The 22,861-nt window shown below is 61.2% G+C and carries 15 protein-coding genes; 6 read left to right on the top strand and 9 right to left on the bottom strand.

The window, feature by feature from the left end; all coding sequences use genetic code 11:
- Positions 1-7: 7 nt before the first annotated feature.
- The 5 genes from KI243_RS02675 to orn form a co-directional block, all read right to left on the bottom strand.
- Positions 8-1,864 carry a hypothetical protein gene (locus KI243_RS02675; RefSeq protein WP_212810422.1) on the bottom strand — a complete coding sequence of 619 codons (1,857 nt, stop codon included), beginning with the start codon at positions 1,862-1,864 and terminating at the stop codon, positions 8-10.
- A gap of 12 nt (positions 1,865-1,876) precedes the next feature.
- Entirely contained in the window at positions 1,877-4,909 is a 3,033-nt protein-coding gene (locus tag KI243_RS02670; protein WP_212810421.1) for a hypothetical protein, read from the bottom strand.
- A gap of 53 nt (positions 4,910-4,962) precedes the next feature.
- Positions 4,963-8,997: a hypothetical protein gene (locus KI243_RS02665; protein ID WP_244861806.1), complete on the bottom strand. Its 4,035-nt coding sequence runs from the start codon at positions 8,995-8,997 to the stop codon at positions 4,963-4,965.
- Positions 8,998-9,166: 169 nt separating this feature from the next.
- The gene (locus tag KI243_RS02660; protein WP_177083818.1) at positions 9,167-9,781 is read right to left on the bottom strand and encodes a trimeric intracellular cation channel family protein; all 615 of its coding nucleotides are present in this window, start codon (positions 9,779-9,781) and stop codon (positions 9,167-9,169) included.
- Between the two features lie 84 nt (positions 9,782-9,865).
- A complete protein-coding gene (gene orn / locus KI243_RS02655) occupies positions 9,866-10,408 on the bottom strand; it encodes an oligoribonuclease (RefSeq protein ID WP_212810420.1) in 543 nt (180 codons plus the stop codon).
- A 110-nt stretch (positions 10,409-10,518) separates the two neighbouring features.
- Here orn and rsgA point away from each other — a divergent pair, with 110 nt between their 5' ends.
- Positions 10,519-11,550 (top strand): small ribosomal subunit biogenesis GTPase RsgA, encoded by a 1,032-nt coding sequence (gene rsgA / locus KI243_RS02650; RefSeq protein ID WP_017125082.1) that lies wholly within the window; start codon positions 10,519-10,521, stop codon positions 11,548-11,550.
- Positions 11,551-11,626: 76 nt separating this feature from the next.
- Here the strand turns inward: rsgA and motB are convergent, their stop codons facing one another.
- Complete coding sequence (gene motB / locus KI243_RS02645) at positions 11,627-12,667, bottom strand: flagellar motor protein MotB (protein WP_017125083.1); 1,041 nt, start codon at positions 12,665-12,667, stop codon at positions 11,627-11,629.
- Positions 12,668-12,670: 3 nt separating this feature from the next.
- The gene (gene motA, locus KI243_RS02640; protein WP_017125084.1) at positions 12,671-13,522 is read right to left on the bottom strand and encodes a flagellar motor stator protein MotA; all 852 of its coding nucleotides are present in this window, start codon (positions 13,520-13,522) and stop codon (positions 12,671-12,673) included.
- Positions 13,523-13,732: 210 nt separating this feature from the next.
- On the opposite strand from motA, the gene KI243_RS02635 reads away from it, so the two are divergent.
- From KI243_RS02635 to KI243_RS02620, 4 genes are all read left to right on the top strand, one after another.
- On the top strand, positions 13,733-15,271 hold the full coding sequence (locus tag KI243_RS02635; protein ID WP_212810419.1) for an HDOD domain-containing protein: 1,539 nt from the start codon (positions 13,733-13,735) through the stop codon (positions 15,269-15,271).
- A 43-nt stretch (positions 15,272-15,314) separates the two neighbouring features.
- Positions 15,315-16,130, top strand: coding sequence for a rhodanese-like domain-containing protein (locus KI243_RS02630; RefSeq protein ID WP_212810418.1), 816 nt, complete (start codon positions 15,315-15,317; stop codon positions 16,128-16,130).
- Positions 16,131-16,148: 18 nt separating this feature from the next.
- Positions 16,149-17,012: an archaetidylserine decarboxylase gene (gene asd, locus KI243_RS02625; RefSeq protein ID WP_177083385.1), complete on the top strand. Its 864-nt coding sequence runs from the start codon at positions 16,149-16,151 to the stop codon at positions 17,010-17,012.
- Positions 17,013-17,189: 177 nt separating this feature from the next.
- Positions 17,190-18,995, top strand: coding sequence for a molecular chaperone (locus tag KI243_RS02620; protein ID WP_212810417.1), 1,806 nt, complete (start codon positions 17,190-17,192; stop codon positions 18,993-18,995).
- A 102-nt stretch (positions 18,996-19,097) separates the two neighbouring features.
- Here KI243_RS02620 and serB read toward each other — a convergent pair whose 3' ends face one another.
- Entirely contained in the window at positions 19,098-20,312 is a 1,215-nt protein-coding gene (serB, locus tag KI243_RS02615) for a phosphoserine phosphatase SerB (protein WP_017125088.1), read from the bottom strand.
- 132 nt (positions 20,313-20,444) lie between these two features.
- Here serB and KI243_RS02610 point away from each other — a divergent pair, with 132 nt between their 5' ends.
- Positions 20,445-21,989, top strand: a complete 1,545-nt coding sequence (locus KI243_RS02610) for an AhpA/YtjB family protein (RefSeq protein WP_177083388.1) — start codon at positions 20,445-20,447, stop codon at positions 21,987-21,989.
- Between the two features lie 73 nt (positions 21,990-22,062).
- On the opposite strand, the gene KI243_RS02605 is transcribed toward KI243_RS02610, so the two are convergent.
- Positions 22,063-22,749, bottom strand: a complete 687-nt coding sequence (locus tag KI243_RS02605) for a PqiC family protein (protein WP_017125090.1) — start codon at positions 22,747-22,749, stop codon at positions 22,063-22,065.
- Positions 22,750-22,861 lie beyond the last annotated feature (112 nt).

The following is a 22,861-nucleotide window of genomic DNA, read 5'->3' as shown; positions in this document are numbered from 1 at the left end:
AGCCCACCTAGAACTTCGAAGATTTTTCATATTGTTCGACCAGGGAGCCGAGCGAACCTGAAAAACCCAGATGGGCCAATGTTTTGACATTGTAGTCCCGGTCAATCTTCTCCCCCGCCGTCAGCAAACCTTCCCGTTGCCACAAGGCGCTACTCCAGAGACTCAGATCCCTGATCGCGAGCATCGGGCCATTCCCCACGCCTGTTCCCAAGCCAAGGGTGAGCACGACTTCAGCGATGGCTGGATCTTCTTGAGACGCCGCCTGATCGCCGGCAGGCGAAATCGCATACGTCAGAGCGGCTTCCAACCCGCCGGAAAGATCGCTGTCGGCCCGCGCCACGAACAGATTGAACGCCTTGCGATCGTCACTCAGGCACAGCAGCAGGAAACAGGGAAAACCCTCCAGGTCCACTGATCCGCGCTCGTTGCCCTGAGGGTCGCTGAAGACCATCTTCTCCTCGTAAGCCAATTCTCCATTCGCCGGGCCTGCCTTCATTTGCCTCAGGATCTGCAGGGAGAACCGGGTGCTGCTCTCAGGCGCGGCGGTTTTACAGGTGAGCGCACCGATATCCGTGCGGCGGGTGTAAAGCGTCTGTTTATCCTCGTTCAGCTTGAGCTGAAGCTGACGCATGGTAGCCTTCAACTGCGCCTCGACAGAAAAATCGGACACACCCAACTGTCCGATAAAATTCGGCAGACTACCCGCCAGCGTGCTGGTCCCGATGAATTGCGCGAGGGTCCGATCGTTGTAATGAGCACCCGCTACAAAGGGTTCAGCCGGATCAAAACGCTCCACGTCCTCGACGATCTTTTTAAAATCCAGCCCGTGCCTGCGCCGCGAGAAAACGGATTGCGCTTTATTCCACCTGTCGATCAACGAGACCACCGTCTGGATTTCAAGTGACCGTGGCTCCTTCAGCCGTACGTCCAGCATGAAACCGCTGGAGACGCCTCGATCCGCCGCAGGTGTCAGGGACACCGAGCATGAATTCCTGAAGGCATCAAAGCACAGCCCCCGAGCCGCCTCGATGGAGAAGTTGGCGTTCTCCACGGAGTGGAACAGCTTGTTATCGAGGGTTCCCCAGCGGTTCTTCTGCAGTGGGTAATGGGCACTCAGTTGCTCCAGGGGGAGCTGCCGATAGCCGAAGCCCTTCAACAGCGGTTTTTTTTCTTCCAGGTAATCGCGCAGATTGGCCTCGCCTTCCGGCCGGGCATTACCCACCCAGGCCGCCACTCTCTCCAGGCGCAACGAGTGCCGGCCGTTCTTGATGGCCAGCGGAATGGTATTGAACTGGAACTCGCTGAAGCCGGCGAAAAAATCCCTGAACGCCTCACCGAAGTCGCCCAGGATATAAGGCGCTTCCCCGGCTTTGCCGGTATTCCAGACCTTGACCGTCGAAAGCCCGTCCCTGGTTTCCAGCTTGATGACGCAGGGATCCCCATGGGCGAACATCAGCGGCTCGGTTTTCCCCGAGACCATCCGGGTGGCGACTTTCACCGCGCTTTTATTACGCCGACTCGCCGCCAGCACCTTTCCCTCCCGGTCTTCCTCCCAGGTCCTGAGCATCAGGTACAACTGCTCGTTCAGGCAGACCAGGGTGAAACTGCGCCCGAGCCGATAGGCAAACACTCGTTCATCGGCGGCTTCCGGCCGTTGCGCAACGGTGTAGTGATCTTCTCGCTCTTCGCCCATCCAGATATTCGGCTTGGCAACAAGACTGGCGGAGTCGGCATCATGTGCCTGCCAGACGGCGTTGACAGCGGTAAACTCGAACGTGAATGCATAGTCCTTTTCTCCATAAAAAGGACACGCCACTTTGTAGCGATGTTCATTCATCTCCAATAGCTTGGCTCGCGCAGACATCAGGGCTTCTCCTTATTCCTTTTCGACCACGTCATACTGTTTGATCTGATCTTTCAGATACGCCTTCGCGTGCTCATCCTCGACCACTCTGTCAGCCAGTTGGGTAAACCCTTGTTGCAGGGCCGGTTCCGGCAACACGGATTGCACCCGGTAAACCTCTTCTCGATAACTCAACGCCGACAGCCGCAGGGACTCGATCAACCGATCGGCGCTGAAGATCCCTTCCTCAAGCAACAGGCTGACCCGGTTCTGCGCTGAGCGCGGCCAGGCGACGATGCCCTTCAGGCAGATCGTCAGCAGATGGGTCTCGGCTTCCAGGAAAAAGAACAGGTCGTCGTCCTGTATGCGGGCCGTTCTGAAACTGACGCCGGAAGCGGAAATGAAATGGGTCGCCGCCCTTTTCGTCGTCAGGAAAAGGACCTTGTCCCCACCCGAGGCGCCGGATATCTCGATGGTGTTTCTATAGCCGTTGGCGATCACACTGTCGGCGCCACCCTGATCGAGATAGAAGAAGTTCTCCGGCAGATTGCCGACCAGTTGCGTCTCATGCCTGCCGCCATGCAGATAGGCCACGTTGCCACGGGCGATCAGGATGTCCTGGCCGTCATCGCTGGGATACAGCGGCGTGTCGGGTTTGCCCAGGATGCTGTTGCGCAGCACGTACTCGGTCTTGTCGCTCCAGCGACGAAGCACGGTTTTCTCGCCCAGGGCTTCACGACCGAGATCGACTTGCCGCCGCCAATGAACCTTGCCATCGTTTCGCGACACTTCCAGGGTGTAGAGGCGATCCTTGATCTCGATTTCCAGAAACTCGCCAATCGGCTCCTTCAGGAAGTTGACCAGCGTCAACGAGCCTTCCTTGAGCGCTGCCTGACTGCCTTTCAACCAGCCCTGGACGGCCGGATCGCGGGTCGCGGCCAGTTCCTTCTGCGGATCGACCAACAGCGCCCACTCCAGGACGACACTGCCCCAATGTTCCTCCTCCGGCCCGGGCACCTGTATCACCACGTTTTCCAGATCGACGCCCATGAGTTTCAGGCGCGAAGGTGCCAGGCCCTTTTGAAAGTCCTCCTCCGCGGCGAAATCAAACACGGTATGAGAGTCCCACATCAGATAAATCGTATTGGCTGAACCCCGACCCTGAACCCGACTGCGTCCCTGCCCCACATACAGGGTGTTGGAGAACAGTGGATCGAGCTCATAGACATGGTTGCCTTTGAGGCAGGGAATGTAGGTATACGGATTGAATTTCCCTTCGACACTCAGGAAATACGGCGCGTCATAAGTGCCGCCGTCAAACTCTCTTTCCGCGCGGTAGGTATAGGGCGAAGGGCTTTGCGCCAGGGCATCCTTTTTCATCCAGAGACAGAGCACCAGTATCTCCACCCCCTGCCACCAGGCAGGCGCTTCTTCTACCCGGTCTTTTTCCAGCCAGCGCGTGCTGAACAGCTTTCTTCCGGTTCTGGAATAGCCGTGGACGGAGACATTTTTCGCCACGGCCTGGGGAAAGGCGGCCCGCATGAGCACATCTTTCGTCATCCGTTCAAAGGAGAACGGAATCGCCGTATAGGCCAGCGTATGCGCCTCAAGAAAGTCCTGCAGTTTTGCGCCCTGGACCACCGGTGCTATATCCAATTCCTCATAGGGCAGATCCAGGTCCCGGGCAATATCGGCAAAGCTCAGTTTCCTGTCGAAGTAGAAATCGACTTCGGAAAAAAACAGCTGGTCCATTGCGACTGACGGGAAAGGAGAAACCAGATGGATTCGATAATAACAAGCTGCGGAGCCCTGTTTTGCGGGGCTTTCCTTTAATGGATCTTTGATATCCATCTCAAGATAATAGGGATTCCCTTGCGTCTCCAGATGCAGTACGCGGGATGCAGCAGCGTCCTCGACAACCTTTCTGAAGTGGCAGCGCCCCACGTAATGCGCCTCGTTGATCACCCGGTAATCCGAGTCGAGCATCTCATACGAAAAGTTGGCGACTTCTGGCGGCGCCTGCTCGAAATACGCCAATCCCTTTATGCGTAAAAAAGATCTCCTGTCGATAAAATCGACCGAGGCAAGCGACGCCATATCGATCAGCAACCCATGCTCTGTCCTCTTGGCTGCCGTCGAAAGATCGAGGTGATGAACGCTGTTATAGGCCACCTCGCTGCCCGAATCATAAAAGACCCTGAACCGAGGGAAGGCGACATTCAGGTAGCGGAACAGGCCCTCGCCGTTCAACAGGCATTTCATCTCCAGAAAATCGAGGGTGTGCGCCTTGTTGATCGCCTTCATGTCGATAAGCTGATGACTCGAAGCACTGACCCTGACCTGCAAAAGGTCCTTCTTTTCATCCTCCAGGGAATCTATCCGGGCGCCCCCACGCGCCGTGATACGGTAGGAAAACCGGATCGAGCTCAAGTCGAAGGCTGACGTCGGCACACTCGGCAGGAGAACGAAGCCCCTTGATCGGGCCTTTTTTATCTCCGCGAAACTCAGATAGCCCGCGGTCGGGTTTGTCGGTTGCCCGTCATACCGGGCCAGCCTGATTTCATAATTGACGAGGGTGTCATCGGGATAGCGGTCGAGCTCAGCGGCCCTTTCCGCATTGAATAGCAGCGCTGTCGAGTCATAGGGCCGACTGGCGGCACTGCCCAACATGACGGGCTGGTTGTTGCCTGGCACAAGCAGTTGCGGCAAGTCCATTTCCATCACGTTATATAACCGGTTCCCGTAATAAAGATTCGGGTTCAAGGTAATGGTTTGATTCTGCAGAACAAGCTTCAAGCAACTTTCTATATTTTTTCTTAAAACCAGCTCCCCGCCCTTGAGCTCAGTGACAAAAAAATTGCCCTCCAGGGAAATCTGCAACTTTTCCCGATCACGGTCCTCGATGTTGAAAGACTGCTTCTTGACCGGCGTTACCCGTGGATCAAGTTGGGTAGTGAGATCATGATACCTCAGCGAAGTGTCCGTCAGAATCAGCTCGACTTTTTCCAGTTCCGAATCCGTCGCGGCCGCATGCCCGGTGATCTTTATTACTTTCCTGTCACTCATCACTTATATTCCCTTAAAGTGCTTGAACTTTATTTATAACGTCAGGCTTGCATCTAGATGGAAACTGCAAACCCACTGACCGGGGCGTGCAGCTCGATATCGCAACGACGCACCTGCGGCTTCAGCAACAGCAGGGAATGCCCCGTCGAATGCCTCAGCGTGATCCGCGAACTTTCCCCCACCACCGCCATCACCGGGTGCGTCTCGCCGCTCTTGAACGAGATATGCGCCGGCAGTTGAACCGTGCGCACCACCTGCTCCAGCGCGCAGGCGGCCTGGTCATCGGCACTGACCAGGTCGAGCCGGAAGGTGCTCTTGCCCTTGAACTTGACGATCTCCAGCGACGAGCGGGACAAGTCCAGCTCCGCCAGGGTCTCGCGGTCCTGCCCGGACAGGTCCAGGCTCACTTGCGGCAGCGTCGGGAAATCCCCCGGCGGAACGAGCAGTTCCGTCCGACTGCCGAAGTTCGAGTCGAAGTCCTTTGAGCTCAGCACGCTTTTCTTGAACTGCAGGGTGTAGGGCGTCGCACGGTGCAACCTGACCTGGTAGCGGTTCAGCGCCCGCTCCTGGGGTGACTCTCCCGCCGCCCAGCCAAAGGGATTGGCCTCCAGCAACAGGTGGGGCGTGGCACCGAACAGCAGGATGGTCGGGATCGCACCGAAATCCAGCAGCTCCCGCCGTGTGTTCGGCGTGGACGGCATCGTCACCATCAGCTTGCGCGGGCGCTCCCGGCGACGCAGGTACCAGCCCTTGTGGACCTGCCCGGTCTTGTCCTGGTCCTTCGCATCCGTCCAGGTCTGCAGGTCGTCCGGGGTCAGCCCCAGCGGCGACAAGGTATAGCCCTTGGGCTGCTGGCGCAGGCTGGAACCCTGGCTGATCGAACCGATGTCCTTGAGCGGATTGGTCTGGTCGCTGTCGTCGGCGTCATTGATCATCGGCGTCAGCAACAGATCGATACTCTCTTCGCTCACCCCGGTGAACAGTTGATCCGCCGCCTGGCGCATCTGCTGCTGGGTGAGAATGCCGTGCAGTGCCGAAGCCCCGAACAGGTTGCCGAAGAACAGGCCAACCTTTTCATCCCAGCGATAGTTCTCCAGTTGCGAGAGGCTGACAATGGCGTTCAGCAGGATGTTCACCACGGCCAGGGCCATCCCCACCAGAATCAGCGCGACCCCGACCCCGGGCACACCGATCAGGATAAAGCCCGCCAGGCCCAGACCGAACGAGGCGCCATCGATCACCGTCATGGTGATATACAGCGCCTGTTCCTCGACGCTCCTGGCCAACCGTGCGCCTTCGACGTTGCGATACAGGCTGACCGCCGTGAACAGCACATCGAGGGGCAGCAGCACCTTGTTCATCTTGAAGAACAGCTGGTCCAGCCGCGGTTGCCAGAGTGCCCGCGACGCGCTGGAGGCCAGGCGCAAGGCCAGTGCCGGGCCGATATCGGAGCTGAAATCGAAGACCCCCTTGACCACCGCCAGCGAATCGCTGGTGCTGAACAGCCCCGACCTGACCGAGGAAAAGTCGAGGTGGAAGGGCTGGGTGCGGAAGTCCGCGAAGACCCCGAATGCCCCGAGCAGGCGACTGGAGCCGGCGGCCAAGCGCGCAGTGGCTTTCAGGGCGATGGGTGACAACTGCTTTTTCTCGAGACGGGTCCTGGCGCGCTCGAGATTTTCCCGGGTCTCTTGCAGGCTTCTCAGCGAACGCGAGTCGTTGAGAAATGGCTTCTTCTTGTCCAGGCTGCTTTCCAGCCGCTCCATGGCCGACAGGGTATTTATTTCGTCCCCGGCGTCCAGCAATCGCCGCAGTTCCCGTGTGGGCATCCCCAACTGTTCGCTGCCCTGCAGCCCCCGCAGCAGGCCGGTGTCCACGGTCACCATGTCCGGCTGAGGGCTGGGTGCTTGAAAGGAATGAAACTCGCTCGGAGCGAACTGTATATACGGATAATTCTTGAAAAACTGCCGGGCGGCGAAATCGATATCGATGCCGGTCATCGCCCGATACTCCTCCTTCTCCAGCAGAAAGAGCTTTTTATAGGCGGCCTCATAGCGCTCTTCGGTGCCAGGCATCCTGGAACCGCACAATATGAAGATCAGGTCGGTGAAGTGCCTGATCTTTGCAGGCCCATGGGGATCATAGGGATCAATCAGGATTTTTATTTTCGTCGCATGGTAAATCTGATAACCGCCGAGAAAATCCCGACGGTCCGCTGCCGACTTCAATTGCGCCAGAAAACCTATCACTTTGCGCACGGTATCGACTTCGCCGACTGGCAGCATATCCGGCCCTTCGGCGATGGAGGCAACCGACACCAGCCTCTGGACATCGCCGACCGCCCCGGGAAACCGATCAACGATCAGTTGGGCACACTGCTCCACTCCCGACCTGCGCAGATCGAGCACCGCGCGTGTGACGCGGTTGATAGAGTCGAACGTGGTCTTATCGACATAAGGAATACCGGGCGTTTCCGTAAACAGTCGATCCGCCTGTAAAACCTGTGTGCTTCTCAGGTAATCCGCGAATGAAAGATAGTTCGGATCGGTAAAGGTAGAAGACCAGTGAAAATTCTCGCTGATCGCCACCTGAATACCCGAAGAGTTATCGATCAGGTGCCTGAACGCCTTGAGCACATGCCCGGGAAAAACAAAGTGCTGCTCCTGCCACAGACTCGACAGGGCACGACCGAGTAGCAGCTGCGACGTCAATACCAGCGGCGATCGCGGACTGGAGATGATCAGTAAATTGGGAATTCGATCCGGTTCAAAAAACACCGACGACCTTTCCAGGAAAAGACAGGTAATGTGCTTCGCCAGCACATCAGGAATATGGCAGGACTGAAAATTGATCACCTTCAATTTCCTGAACCCTGTCGCGCCATAATTGGCGAGCAGGTTGTCGTGCAGCCAGCCCGCAACCTTTTCCGGATAACCGGACACGCGTCGCTCTATATCCTGACCGTGGGCGATGACATTGACGACTCCGTCAAATTCGACACCTGGCGCCGCCGCCGCGGAATATTTTATGACCAGGTCGTTATTGCTGATTGAATAGTCGGCCCCCAACTCGAGGTAACTGCGGCCCCCCGGCTTGAGTATGCGACCCAGCGCCCGCTGCCTGAACTGATCGAACTCGCCATGAATATTGAGCAGCATCCTCCGCCACTCCGGAGAGCCTTCGTTGGGTAGCGTGAGCAGGACCTGTGTCACGCGTCGCTGTCTCAAGGCGCCTAATTGATGGAACCCGGTAAACAGCGAAGGTGGCATTGAGCCGAGATTGATCGCCAGGAGGAAATTGGCAAATTCCTGCCGGGTATTGATACGCCCTTTCCATTGTGTGTAGTACTTCGAAACAAGACGCATACTGGCAGCGGAATCCGGACTTTGCGCCGCGACCACCTGATAGAGTCTGACATCGGCAACATCGTCACCCACCAGCAGATTCAATGTGTGCTCAATGGCACGCTTGCGACGACTTCCCGGACCCGATGCGCTATCCGTTGCCGGCGGATTCGCCAGGTTCACACCTTGCAAGCGTCGCATCTTCGCCTGTGCGGCCCCGACCTGCTGGAGAGAAAGCAGCCCGTTCAAAAAATCCAGCTCTTGTTTTTTAACGCTGGAGTTCTCGCCCGCCGGAGTGACCATCGCGATAAAGTCCCGGGTCAATACCCAGTTGATCCGATGCTCTTCGGCAACCCCCTCCCTTATCAACGCCGACTTGAGCAGAGGGTAAGAAGCCGCCAACTCGCCATCCAGGTCACGCCACAAAGAAAAGGACGACATATCGCGAAGAAAATCAAATACGAACTCTTCCCGAAAGCAGGGATAGATAATTCGTTGTTCATCCGCTCCCTGGGTATGGATTGTTCCCAGGAGATAGCTCTTGCCACCTTGCGTGGCATGTATTTCCTTGCCTTGCAGATACAGCTCGGGAAAACAGACTTTATATTTTTCCAGGACACGTTGAGTTTCAGCGAGGTACGCCAGGTCATCCTGGCTCAATGCGTCACCCGATATTTCGTAGCGATTCGAGCCATAATCGAACAACAGTCTGTTCATACAAGAACCCCATCCCGCCCGATCAGGCACGGAGGGAGACAAGCGGACAGAAAAGACTCAGACATCGTAATATCCTTATTACTACTTATGAGTCACAAGGCTACTCGTTGTCCTTTTCAAAAGAAAAACGCAATTTGTTGATCGGACCCTGTCCGATCGGATCAACAATAAGGTTTCAAACTATAGATATATAGGCCCACTAGGCTTCGTCGTTATAGACGAACTTCGGCATTTCCCAGTGAAAGCGAATTGCCAACAGGCGTAGCAGAAAGCCACCAAAAAGCGTGATCAGAATCGCCTGTTCATTGGGCAGTTGCCAATAAGTACAACCGAGGAAACACCAGGCGGCGGCGAACGAGACGCTGGCATAGAGCTCGCGGCGAAAGACCAGGGGAATATCGTTGCAGAAGATATCCCGCAGCACCCCGCCAAACACCCCGGTGATCACTCCGCTGACCGAAGCCACCATCATGCCCTGGCCCATTTCCAGGGCGGTCATGCACCCGATCAGGGTGAAGGCCACCAGGCCCAGGGCGTCGAGCACCAGGAACAGCGAGCGCAAGTGACGCATCAGCGGCGCGATGAACACCGTCACCAGGGCCGCGACCGAAGTCAGTACCAGGTACTCCGGATGCTTGACCCAGGTCAGCGGGTAATGCCCCAGCAGGACGTCGCGCACCGAACCGCCGCCAAGCGCGGTGACGCAGGCGATCAGCACCACGCCGAACCAGTCCATGCCACGCCGTCCGGCAGACAATGCGCCGGTCATGGCTTCAGCGGTAATGGCGACGAGGTAGAGCATCAGCAGCATGATGGCGATCCGGGCAGGAGAAGGCCCGCAGTCTACTGACTTGCGCCGCGCCCCAAAAGAGCGCAGCGCGGCAGGCACCGCTGCGGATCAGAACTTGATGAAATGCTTGCGGTAGTGCTGCAGCTCGGCGATCGACTCACGGATATCGTCCAGCGCCAGGTGCGTGCTGCCCTTCTGGAAACTGTCACGCACGTGCGGCGCCCAGCGCGCGGCCAGTTCCTTGAGGGTCGACACGTCCAGGTTGCGGTAGTGGAAATAGTTTTCCAGTGCCTTCATATGGCGGGCGAGAAAGCGGCGATCCTGGCAGATACTGTTGCCGCAGATCGGCGACTTGCCCCTGGGCACCCACTGTTCCAGGAAGGCGATGGTCTGCGCCTCGGCCTCGGCCATGCTGATGCGGCTCTCGCGCACGCGCTGGGTCAGGCCCGAACCGCCGTGCTGACGGGTGTTCCACTCGTCCATGCCGGCCAGCACTTCATCGCTGTGATGGATCGCGATCACCGGGCCTTCGGCCAGGGTGTTGAGGTTGCTGTCGGTGACGATGGTCGCCATTTCGATGATGACGTCGGTGTCCGGGTTCAGGCCGGTCATCTCCAGGTCAATCCAGATCAGATTCTGTGGGTTTTGCATGGGTTGGCTCCTCGGCGTAGCCGCACAGTTTAGCGCAGGCCGCGCTTGCCGGGCGTGCTAAACTCGCGACCGCTTGCCCCTCCCCGCCGATTCAACGACACGGAACACCCATGGCCAAACGCCAGCTCAACCGCCGCCAGAACTGGCGCATCGAAAAGATCCAGGGCGAACGCGCCGCACGCGCCGCCAAACGCGAATCCCAGGCCGTCGAGGCACTGGAAGGCGGCGACCTGGGCGCCGAGCAGACGGGCCTGGTGATCGCCCACTTCGGCGTGCAGGTCGAAGTCGAGGCACTGGAAGGCGAGCTCAAGGGCCAGGTATTCCGCTGCCATCTGCGGGCCAACCTGCCGGCGCTGGTGACCGGCGACCGGGTGGTCTGGCGTGCCGGCAACCAGGGTATTGGCGTGATCGTCGCGCAACTGCCGCGCACCACCGAACTGAAGCGCCCGGACAGCCGTGGCCAGCTCAAGCCGGTGGCCGCCAACGTCGACATGATCGTGATCGTCTTCGCACCGCTGCCCGAACCCCATGCCAACCTGATCGACCGCTACCTGGTGGCGGCCGAGCATGCTGGCATCCGGCCGTTGCTGCTGCTGAACAAGTTCGACCTGATCGACGAGCAGAATGCCCCGGCCCTGAACGCACTGCTGGCGGTGTATCGCACGCTGGGTTATCCGGTGCTGGAAGTCTCGGCCCATCACGGCAACGGCATGGAGCAGTTGCAACAACAACTGGACGGGCGCATCAGCGTGTTTGTCGGCCAGTCCGGGGTCGGCAAGTCCTCGCTGGTCAACAGCCTGCTGCCCGAAGTGGACACCCGCGTCGGCCCGCTCTCCGAACTGTCCGGTCAGGGCACCCATACCACCACCACCGCGCGGCTGTTCCACTTCCCCGGCGGCGGTGAACTGATCGACTCCCCGGGGATCCGCGAATTCGGCCTGGGACACGTCAGCCGTGCCGACGTCGAGGCGGGTTTTATCGAGTTCAACGACCTGATCGGCACCTGCCGCTTCCGCGACTGCAAGCATGATCGCGAGCCCGGCTGCGCGCTGCTCAAGGCCCTGGAAGACGGCCGCGTGCAGCAACAGCGGATGAACAGCTACCGCTCGATCATCGCCAGCCTGCCGCAGGACAGCTATTGACCTCTGTCGCCCCAAATGACTGAAACACCACCCAAACAACAAGGCCGCGATAATCGCGGCCTTGTTGTTTATCGGCTCATGAGCCGGTCTTCGGCTTGCCCGGTTCGTCCATCTTCAAGACACCGTCCTCGAAGATGTTCAAGCGCTGTCGCACCTCATGGGCGGGCAGCGGCTGCTTGTCCGCCGGCAACGCATTCGGGTCGGCCGGCACTTCGCCCGGCGCGCCCTGGCCCGGAGTCGGGACCGGGGCGGGCTTGTCGTCATCGGCACCCTGTTCGCCCTCGATGGCCTTCTGCGCCTTCTTGGTCAGCACGACGATATCGATGCGACGGTTGACCGGGTTGAACGGGTTGGCTTTGTCGAACAGCGACGACGAAGCATAACCCACCACCCGCGCCACTTGCGTGTCCGGATAGGTCCCCGCCACCAGTGCCCGACGGGCCGCGTTGGCGCGGTTGGCCGACAGTTCCCAGTTACCGAAGTCACCGGAGCCTGCGTACGGCTTGGCATCGGTATGACCGCTGATACTGATCTTGTTCGGCACCGCCTTGATGGTGTCGGCCATGGCCAGCAGGATGTCTTCGAAGTAAGGCTTCAGGCGCGCACTGCCGGAGTCGAACATCGGCCGGTTTTCCGCGTCCATGATCTGGATACGCAGGCCGTCCGGGGTGATCTCGAACTGGATCTGATCCTTGAACTTCTGCAGCTCAGGGCTCTCGTCGACCTTCTTGTGCAACTCCTGCAGCAGCAACTCCAGGCGCTCTTTCTCGACCTGTTCGGCCATGCTCTCGACCTGGTCGGTGTCGACCGTGACCTTGTCCGGTTGCGGCTGGGATTTGACTTCCGGATTGAGGGTCTTGTCCGGCGCCAGCACCGGCGAACCGCCCAGGTCGATGATGTAGGGCGTGCCGCTCTCGGAGAAGCCGATCGGGTCCTTGAAATAGCCGGCGATGGCGATCTTCTGTTCCGGGGTCGCCGTAGACAGCAACCACAGCACCAGGAAGAACGCCATCATCGCCGTCGCGAAGTCGGCGAAGGCGATTTTCCAGGCGCCACCATGATGCCCGCCGGCAAAGCGCTTGACGCGCTTGATAATGATCGGCTGATTGTTTTCCATGACTCAGCGACCGCGAACCGCTTGTTCCAGCTCGGCGAAGCTGGGACGGTGCTTCGGATACAGGACCTTGCGCCCGAACTCCACCGCCAGCGAAGGCGGCATGCCCGAAGCCGAGGCCACCAGGGAGGCCTTGATCGCTTCGTAGATATTCAGCTCTTCCTTGGCGTCGTGGGTCAGGGAAGTCGCCAGGGGACCGAAGAAACCGTAGGCGGCGAGAATACCGAAGAAGGTACCTACCAGGGCCGCCCCCACGTGCAGGCCGATGGACTTCTGGTCGCCTTCGCCCAGGGAAGCCATGGTCACCACGATCCCCAGTACCGCCGCGACGATACCGAAGCCGGGCATGGCGTCGGCGATGCCGGTCACCGCATGGGCCGGATGCTCCAGCTCTTCCTTCATGGAGAACAGCTCCATGTCGAACAGGCCTTCCAGCTCATGGGGAGCCATGTTGCCGGAGGACATGATGCGCAGGTAATCGCAGATGTAGGCGGTCATGCGCTCGTCTTTGAGCACGGCCGGGTACTTGGCGAAGATCGGGCTGGCGGCGGCGTCTTCGATATCCCCTTCAATCGCCATCATGCCTTCGCGGCGGCTCTTGTTGAGGATCTCGTAGATCAGGCCCAGCACCTCGAGATAGAAAGTGTGGGTAAAGCGCGAACTGAACATGCCCAGGGATTTCTTGACCACGTGCATGGTCATGTAGCCGGGGTTGGCCTGCAGGAACGCACCGAAGGCCGCGCCACCGATGATCATCACCTCGAAGGGCTGGATCAGGGCGGCAATCTTGCCGTGGGAAAGCACGTACCCGCCGAGCACGCTCGCGAATACGACGATGATGCCGATAATTTTAGCCATAGGTAGAGAGCACTTACTGAGTCGGGTTCAAGGTCATATTCGGAAGTTAATAAATCTCTTCTTCTCCTTATCGGCGAATCTGCGCCAGACTATAGCCAGTTCAGGCGAAAAGCCAGAAAACCGGCCATGTGCCAGCAACTCCGGTCGATTGCGCAGCGCCTGCCCAGCCCTTTACGGGCCTGTTAACAGTGATGATGACCGCGCTCGAATATGGCTAACGAAACGACTGTCTCCACGCAGAAACCCGACACGCTGCAGGGCTGGATCAAGCTGCTGCAAGGCGTGCGTTTACCCGTCCCCCAGGACAGTCACGACCGCGTCTGCCGGGCCATCCGCGACAACCGCAGCTCGCTGCGCGATATCGCCGAGCTGATGCAGGACAGCCCCGCGCTGGCGCTGAGCGTGATCTGCGAAGCCAACCACCACACTCACGGCAGCATGACCGAGCCGGCCGAGAACCTCGAGGTGGCGATCAATCGCCTGGGCCTCAAGCGCACCGAAGAACTGCTCGAACGCCTGCCGGCGCGACCACCGGAAGAAATCCCGGTGGCCCTGCGACAGTTGCAGTTGATCAGCCAGCACGCCAGCCAGCAGGCCAACGGCCTGTTCGCCGCGCGCCTGGCGCGACTCTGGCAGGACATCCACTGGGGCAGCCTGCTGTTTCTCTCGCCCTTGTGGCCTCTGGCACTGACCCATCCGAAGCTCCTCGAAAACTGGGAGCTGCGGGTGCTGCACAAGCACGAACCGGCCGCCGCCGTCGAACGGGAACTGTTCGGCATCCGCCTGCTGGAGCTGTGCCAGGGGCTGGCCGATGTCTGGCGCCTGCCGGTGTGGGTGACCCAGGGTTATCAACTGCTGCTCACCGAACAGCGCACCCTCGCCAGGGTGCTGCATATCGCCCGCGACAGCGATGACCGGCTGCACCAGCAACAGCGGCTGGATGCCGATCCGGCTCTGCGCCGCTGGCTGAACCAGCCCGCCAATACCGTGCTGCTGGCCAACGGCCTGGCCCTGGCCGCGCAACAGGCCTGGGACAGCCCGCACTGCCTGCGCTGGCAACTGCTGTCGAGCCTCTACCTGCAACAGCCGATGGATGAGTTGCAGCAACAGATCCACCAGCAGGCGGCCCAGAGTGCCAACCAGCATTCGATGGAAGACCTCTGGCACCCGGCCGAAGCCCTGATCTGGCCCTGGCATGTCCGCCGCGTGCATGCCGGACTGCTGCCGGCCCCGGCCCCCACCGCCGAGGCGCTGGGCACCTGGCGCAAACACTGCGCACAGCTGCTGGCCGAGCCCGGTCGCTTCACCAATGCCATGCACCTGACCACCGTCGCTCGCGACGCCCTGGTGGCCTGCGGCATGCGCCGCGTGATGATCCTGATGGCCGACCGCAGCCATAGCGCATTGCGGGTCAACCAGATCGCCGGCCTGCCCAGGGAAGCCGCCAACCTGATCTTCCAGGTTGCCCAGAGCACCGTCTTGCAGCGCCTGCTGAGCCAGCCGGCGCAGATCCGCCTGACGCCGGCCAACAATGCCCAGTTCTCCGCTCTCCTGCCCGGCAACCTGCGGGCCCAGTTCCCCGGCGAGCACTTGCTGCTGCGTTCGTTGAGCAACAATGGCCGGGTGATCATGCTGATCATGGCCGACCAGGAAGGCGGGCCGCTCTCGGAAATGACCGTGCAGGCCTTCGGCAAGACCGCGCACTGCATCGAGAAAGCGCTGCAAGCCTTTACCAACCGCAGCGCCTGAAGCTTGCGCTACAATCCTCCCTTTTGCGTCCAGGAGACCTCACATGCCTGACTTCTCTGGCTTGCCGCTGGTGATCGAGCCCAGCGACCTGCTGCCGCGCCTCGAAACGCCCGGGCTGATCCTGGTGGACCTGACCAGCAGCGCCCGCTATGCCACCGGGCATATTCCCGGCGCGCGTTTCGTCGACCCCAAGCGCACCCAGCTGGGCCAGCCGCCAGCGCCCGGATTGATGCCACCGAAGGCCGCGCTCGAAGCGCTGTTCGGCGAACTGGGCCACAACCCGGATGCGGTCTACGTGGTCTATGACGATGAAGGCGGCGGGTGGGCCGGACGCTTTATCTGGCTGCTGGATGTCATCGGCCACGGCCGTTACCACTACCTCGACGGCGGCCTCCTGTCATGGCTGGCCGAAAGCCTGCCGGTGTCCACCGAGACCCCGGTGGCCGCCGGCGGCCCGGTGGCCCTGACGCTGCACGACGAACCGACCGCCACCCGCGACTACCTGCAGTCGCGCCTGGGCGCCGCCGACCTGGCGATCTGGGACGCCCGTGGCCCGCTGGAGTACTCCGGTGAAAAAGTCCTCGCCGCCAAGGGCGGACATATCCCCGGCGCCGTGAATTTCGAATGGACCGCCGGCATGGACCAGGCCCGCAGCCTGCGGATCCGCAAGGACATGCCGGAGATTCTCGACAGCCTGGGCATCACCCCGGACAAAGAAGTCATCACCCACTGCCAGACCCATCACCGCTCCGGCTTCACCTACCTGGTGGCCAAGGCGCTCGGTTACCCGCGCGTCAAAGGTTATGCCGGCTCCTGGGGCGAATGGGGCAACCACCCCGACACCCCCGTAGAGATTTGAGATTTCCAAGGACCCTTGATGAAAAAGCGTTTGTTCATCCTCAGCCAGTACCTGCTGCCCCATCACCTGCTGTCGCGCCTGGCCGGCTGCATCGCCGAATGCCGCGTGCGCTGGTTCAAGAATGCCTTCACCGCCTGGTTCGCCAGGCGCTACCAGGTGGACATGTCCCAGGCGCTGGTCGAAGACCTGACCGCCTACGAGCACTTCAATGCCTTCTTCACCCGCGCCCTGAAAGAAGGCGCACGCCCCCTGGACCAGACGCCGGGGGCAATCCTCTGCCCGGCCGACGGTGCCGTCAGCCAGCTCGGTCCTATCGAGCATGGCCGCGTGTTCCAGGCCAAGGGCCACAGCTACAGCGTCCTCGAACTGCTGGGTGGAGATGCGGCGGTCGCCGCGCCGTTCATGGGCGGTGACTTCGCGACGATCTACCTGTCGCCCAAGGACTACCACCGGGTGCACATGCCGCTGGCCGGCACCCTGCGGGAAATGGTCTACGTGCCAGGGCGGATCTTCTCGGTCAACCAGACCACCGCCGAAAACGTCCCGGAGCTGTTCGCCCGCAACGAGCGCGTGGTCTGCCTGTTCGACACCGAGCGCGGCCCGATGGCCGTGGTGCTGGTCGGGGCGATGATCGTCGCCTCGATCGAAACCGTCTGGGCCGGGCTGGTGACGCCGCCCAAGCGCGAGCTGAAGAGCGTGCGTTACGACGAAGCCGCCCGCGCGCCGATCCACCTGGAAAAAGGCGCCGAGTTGGGCCGTTTCAAATTGGGTTCCACGGCCATCGTGCTGTTTGGTCCCGAGCAGGTAAAATGGGCTGAAGGCCTGGTGGCCGGTTCACCGGTGACCATGGGCCAGGGTTTGGGCCTGCCCCGGGAAGCCTGAGTCGCGGGCTATCCTGAGACTTCACCCGCCGGACAAAGAGTCGCAGCCTGATCCGACCGACAGGGCTGCGCCCTTTCCGTATAGCTGCTAGAGTCGTGGCATTATATTGCCATCAATTTTTTGTCACCCCGCCCATGGATGGCGCCTGTTGTTTCTTTGCTGGAGCTGGCCCGCTACATGAGTAATCCGAGTCCTCACCTGTTGTTGCGCGCGCCAACGCCCACGCAGTTGAGCTTGTCCTTCTGCGATGGAACACCGCGCGATCTGAAGCGTTGGATCGCCGAACTGCCGAAAGCCAATCTCGGAGAAACCGCGCGCCTGCTGTATCAGGGCCTGGGCGAACTCAACCAGTTGCTCACCCCCAGCGAAAACCGCCTGCAGTTGCTCGAACTGATGCGCCCCGAGGTGTATTACGTCTGCAAGCACCTGGAGCGGCACTTCCTCAATCAGTCCATCGTCCTCGATGAGCGCCCGCGCAAGGTCGCCAACCTCTGCCAGGCCCTGCAGAATCACCTGGCCATCGGTTACAAGCAGATCGCGATGCGCGTCGCCTCGCGCTTCAGCAAGGACCGCACGGCCCTGATGACCATCGGCATCCAGCGGGCCCTGCATTGCCTGAACGGTCCGCTGATCCGCGCCAGCCAGCTGTATTGCCCCGTGCCGGAAAGCCTGTGGTTCGAAGTCCACCAGTTGTACCAGCTGGCCATCGTCCATCAGGTGCAGGGCAACCCGGTACGGGATGAACTGGCGAGCCAGACCCAGTCCCTGACCATCGAGCAGACCTACATCGTCGCGCTGCTGCTGGGCTGTTCACGCAGCAACCAGATGCGCCAGAACAATATCGCCCGCCTGGCGGAAGTCCTCGAGCCCTGGAGCGCGCTGGTCACGCTGCAGAGTGCCGGCCTGCCGTCGAGTCTCTTCGCCATCGCCCCCGCGGCCGATGCGCCACCGCGCTACACCTCGCTGTTCCTCGACGAGCAATTGCCGGGGCTGATGGGCATCAACACCCTGCCGCTGGTCGCGGCCATGAAGGATTACCTCGAACTGCCCGCCGACCAGCGCGGCCAGTCGCGCCTGCTGGTGCCCTCCGGCTTCAGCCTGGACACCCTGCAACACCTTTGCGCGGCCTGGGGCGAAGCGGCCGAGCGGACCTTCCAGCGCACGCCGGGACAAGGCGAACTGACGCTGTGTATCGGCATGAGTGCCCTGCACTACTACCTCGGCGGGCAACGCTCCTTCAGCGAAATCCTCAAGCGCCCGGTCGCCAGCCGCGCGGCGCATTTCACCGCGCAAATGGCCAACAGCGCGGAAAAGGACAGCTGGACGCTCGCCTTCGACGCCGAGCGCCACGGCAGTGCCGATACCCTGCTGCCCTACGAGGAAATCCAGTATCACCCCACGGAGGCCGAGGTCAGCCAGGCGGCCGCCAACAGCGCCGAGGACTTCCCGACCTTCGGCCTGCAGATCATCAACCACAGTCCCGGCGGCTATTGCCTGGCGTGGCCCAGGGAGGTCCCCGGCCAGTTGCAGGCGGGAGAACTGGTGGGCATCCAGGATTCGACGGCCCAGGGCTGGAGCGTCGCGGTGGTGCGCTGGATCCGCCAGGTCCGCAGCGGCGGCACGCAGATGGGCATCGAGCTGGTCGCACCCCATGCCCAGCCCTGCGGCCTGCAACTGGTGCGCGGCAGCGAAGAGAGCAGCCAGTACCTGCGCGCCCTGCTGTTGCCGGAAATCAGCGCCATCGGGGTGCCCGCCACGCTGCTGGCACCGCGCCTGCCCTTCCAGGAAGGCCACAAGGTGGTGATCAACACCAATGGCGACGAACGCCGCGGCGGGCTGAACAAACGCCTGGCCAGCACCGGCAGCTTCAATCAGTTCGAATATCGGTTGTTCGAGCAGCCGGTAGCGATCAAGAGCGAATCGGCCGCGGGTGGCGCGGCGGGACACGAAGAAGATTTCGGCTCGCTATGGAAAACCCTGTAGGAGCCAAGCCAACCCCTTATAGGAGCTGGCTTGCCAGCGATGGCGTCCGGACGGACACCACAAGACTCTAAACGCTCATCGCCGGCAAGCCGGTGCCCTTCCTCAGTTCTGCCCTTCGCGATCGCGGAACCCCAGCAGGTACAGGACGCCATCCAGTCCCAGGGTGGAAATCGCCTGCTTGGCCGACTGCCTGACCAGCGGCTTGGCGCGGAACGCCACGCCCAACCCGGCAATCGCCAGCATCGGCAGGTCGTTGGCGCCGTCGCCGACGGCGATGGTCTGCTCCAGGCGCAAGCCTTCCTTGTGGGCCAGTTCGCGCAGCAGGTCAGCCTTGCGCTGGGCGTCGACGATCGGCTCGATGGCGACACCGGTGCACTTGCCGTCGACCACTTCCAGTTCGTTGGCAAACACGTAGTCGATGCCCAGCTTCGCCTGCAACTGCCGGGCGAAATAGGTAAAGCCGCCCGACAGGATCGCGGTCTTGTAGCCCAGGCGCTTCAACTCGGCGAACAGGGTCTCGGCCCCTTCGGTCAGGCGCAGCGAGGCGCCGATCGAATCCAGCACGCTGACGTCCAGCCCCTTGAGCAACGCCAGGCGCTCCTTGAAGCTGGCGCGGAAGTCCAGTTCACCGGCCATCGCCCGCTCGGTGATCGCCGACACCTGCTCGCCGACGCCAGCCGCCTTGGCCAGTTCGTCGATGACTTCGGCCTCGATCAGTGTCGAGTCCATGTCGAACACCGCCAGGCGCCGATTGCGCCGGAACAGCGAGTCTTCCTGGAAGGCGATATCGACGTTCAGTTCCTGGGCCACGCTGAGGAACTCGGCACGCAGCGCCTGCGGATCGGCCGGTTCGCCGCGGACCGAGAACTCGATGCAACCCTTGCCCTGGTCGACCGGGGTGTCCAGCGGCATGCGCCCCGACAGGCGGTCGATATGATCGATGTTCAGGCCGTACTGCGCGGTGATCGAACTCACCCGCTGCAACTGCTCGGCCGTGACCTTGCGGGTCAGCAGGGTGACGATATGGCGCTTCTTGCCCTGGCCGTCGACCCAATGCTGGTAATCGGCTTCCGACACCGGGGTGAAGCGGACCTGCTGGTCGAGCTTGTAGGCGGTGAACAGAATATCCTTGAGCACCGACGAGGCCTGCTCGGTGCTCGGGATTTCAACCAGGATGCCAAACGACAGGGTGTCGTGGATAACCGCCTGACCGATGTCGAGAATGTTCACACCACCTTGTGCCAGCACGCCGGTAATGGCCGCGGTGAGACCCGGACGGTCCTCACCGGTGATGTTAATCAGGACGATTTCGCGCAAAGCGCACCCCCGTTCGTTAAAAAAGTCGCATTCTACTCACTTTCAGTGACCATCGGCACCGCCAGCGCTTTGCCGGTCTAGGGCCTCTCGCTATACTGCGCGTCAACTTCACGGACAAAAGAGCCGCGCTCAGTGAACCGGCCCACGCCAGTCAAAACCGATAACTTCTTCCTGCTGATCTTCCGGGCATTGCGTCACCGCCGTGTACCGCTTGCATTGCGTATCGCCAGCCACAACGTGATTCTCGTCGCGCTGGCGCTGGTCATCTACGCCTGCGTGATGGGATTGCAGTTCAAGGAAGCCATGCATCAGCAGGCCGATGCCCTTGGCCAGAGCCTGACCACCCAGACCGCCACGTCCGCGACCGAGTTGCTGGTGTCCAACGACATCCTCAGCCTCAACGTGCTGCTCAACAACCTGACGAAAAACCCGTTGGTGGCCCACGCGGCGATCTACAGCGTCGACAACCGGATCCTCGCCGAGGCCGGCCAGCGTCCGAAAAGCGGCCTGCTGGGGGAAACCGAAGGGGTCTACCAGACCAAGATCACTTTCCAGGACGTGACCGCCGGCAACCTGCGGATCAGCCTGGACATGGCCCAGTTCCAGCAGCCGATGACCATCAGCCTGCAAAGCATGGGCATTCTCAGTGCGATCCTGCTGGCATTGGCCCTGGCCTTGAGCCTGCGTCTGGGACGGCATATCTCCACGCCGTTGCTGCAACTGCGGGTCTGGTTGCGGGACATGGACGAGCACACCCCGGCCACCCAGCGCCAGGACGAAATCGGCGACCTCGCCCGCCAGTTGCATTCGCGCTTTGCCCCGGTCAAGCCGGAACCCGAGCCCGAGCCGGAAATCGACTACGACGAGACCGACTACGAGGAAGAGCCCGCCGAGCCGAGCTTCCAGGTGCGCAACCTGCGTGACCCCAGCTTCGACGAAAGCGCGGCAGTCCCGACGCCCAAGCCGGCGCCGCGGCATATCGTCAGCACCGCCGAAGACGATCTCGACCTGGACGAGGAAGACCCGTTCGCCGACCTGCGGGAAACCCCGCGCAGCGCCACCGCCGTGGCGCCAAGACCAGCGCCGGTGGTGCCTGCGCAGCCCCAGCACAGTGCCGTGCTCGCGGTCCAGCTGGGCGCCCAGGATCAGTTGCGTCGCCTGCCCCGGGCCCGCCTGACCGAACTGCTGGAACGGTATCGCGACTGCCTGGACCAGGCCGCCTCGCTGTACCAGAGCGAACTGCACACCTTGAACGACGGCAGCACGCTGATGCTGTTCCATACCGAGGACAGTGGCGACGACTACCTGACCAACGCCATCTGCTGCGGCGAATTGCTCAGGGCGCTGGGCCACCAGTTGCAGATCGAAGTCGCCGACAGCGGCATCACCCTGCAACTGCAACTGGGCCTGACCCTGGGTGACGAGCTGTTCGGCATGAGCCAGATCGACCTGCTGCTGACCGAAACCGCCCAGGATGCCCTGGCGCTGTCGCAGCACAGCCGCAACCTGCTGCTGGTGGAGCGACAGATCAGCGACGATGCGCTGATCCGCCAGCGCGCCCGTATCCGTCCGATTGCCAGCCCTGAAGGCGCCTGCTGCGTGGAACGCCTGATGGAACCCTACCCGTCGATGCTCGAACGGCAACTGGCGCGGATGCACGAGAACAGCGGCAAGTAACCGGCCCCCGGTCAATGCAGGACAACAAAAAGCCCGCTTCGACGCGGGCTTTTTGTTGTCTCGAATACAGGCCTCAGAAACGAAACACTTCCATGTCCGTACGGATCGGCGAAGCCATCGGAATCTTCGGTTTCTCCGGCTCGGCCTGTTTGACCGGAGCCGGCGCCGCCGCCGGCTTGCGCACTTCCACCAATGGCGGCTGATTGGCCAGCGGCTTGAGTGCCACGCTCATCTGTTCGGCCAGGCGCTGCAACAGCTCGCCCTGAGCCTGGACCTGCGCTGCCGAGGTGCCGGCATGCTGCTGCTCGAGGTGGACGATACGGTTGTCGCGCACCTGCCCACGACGATCGAGCAAACGCCATTGCGCGTCCAGGATCGCCGGCTGCTTGGCACCGGAGTCCAGGCGGGTGATCGACAGCAATACCTGCACATCCGGCGTCGTGCCCGGAGTCGCCGGCGACAGCACCACGCGCTGGCTGTCCAGGCGCCAGGCCAGTTGCCGGACCAGCAGTTGATTGATGTCCGAAGACAGGCTGCCAGCCCAGCGGCCATCGGTCGCCGCCGTCAGGCTGCCATCCGGCTGGCGTTGCAACAGGGTTTCGCGTTGCAGGTAATCGGCCAGGGACACAGGTCCCAGGACCACGGACATGCCCGCGCTTTGTTGAGGTTGGCCCGGCGTGCCACTGTCCAATTGATACAAAGAAACCGGTTGGTGAACGCTGCAGCCGGCCAAACCGAGCACACCGGTGAGCAGCAACATAAGAGGAAGGCGCAGAACAGTCATCATCCCATCCAGGTGGCCACCACAAGGCATGCCACAGTCTGATCCAGAAAATTCGTTTGGGCACTCCGCCACGCGGGCACCCAAGAGG

The organism is Pseudomonas sp. Ost2 (assembly GCF_018326065.1).
GTDB classification, from domain to species: Bacteria; Pseudomonadota; Gammaproteobacteria; order Pseudomonadales; family Pseudomonadaceae; genus Aquipseudomonas; species Aquipseudomonas gingeri.
The sequence above is the reverse complement of the archived record's forward strand: the minus strand, read 5'-3'. Positions and strand labels throughout refer to the sequence as shown.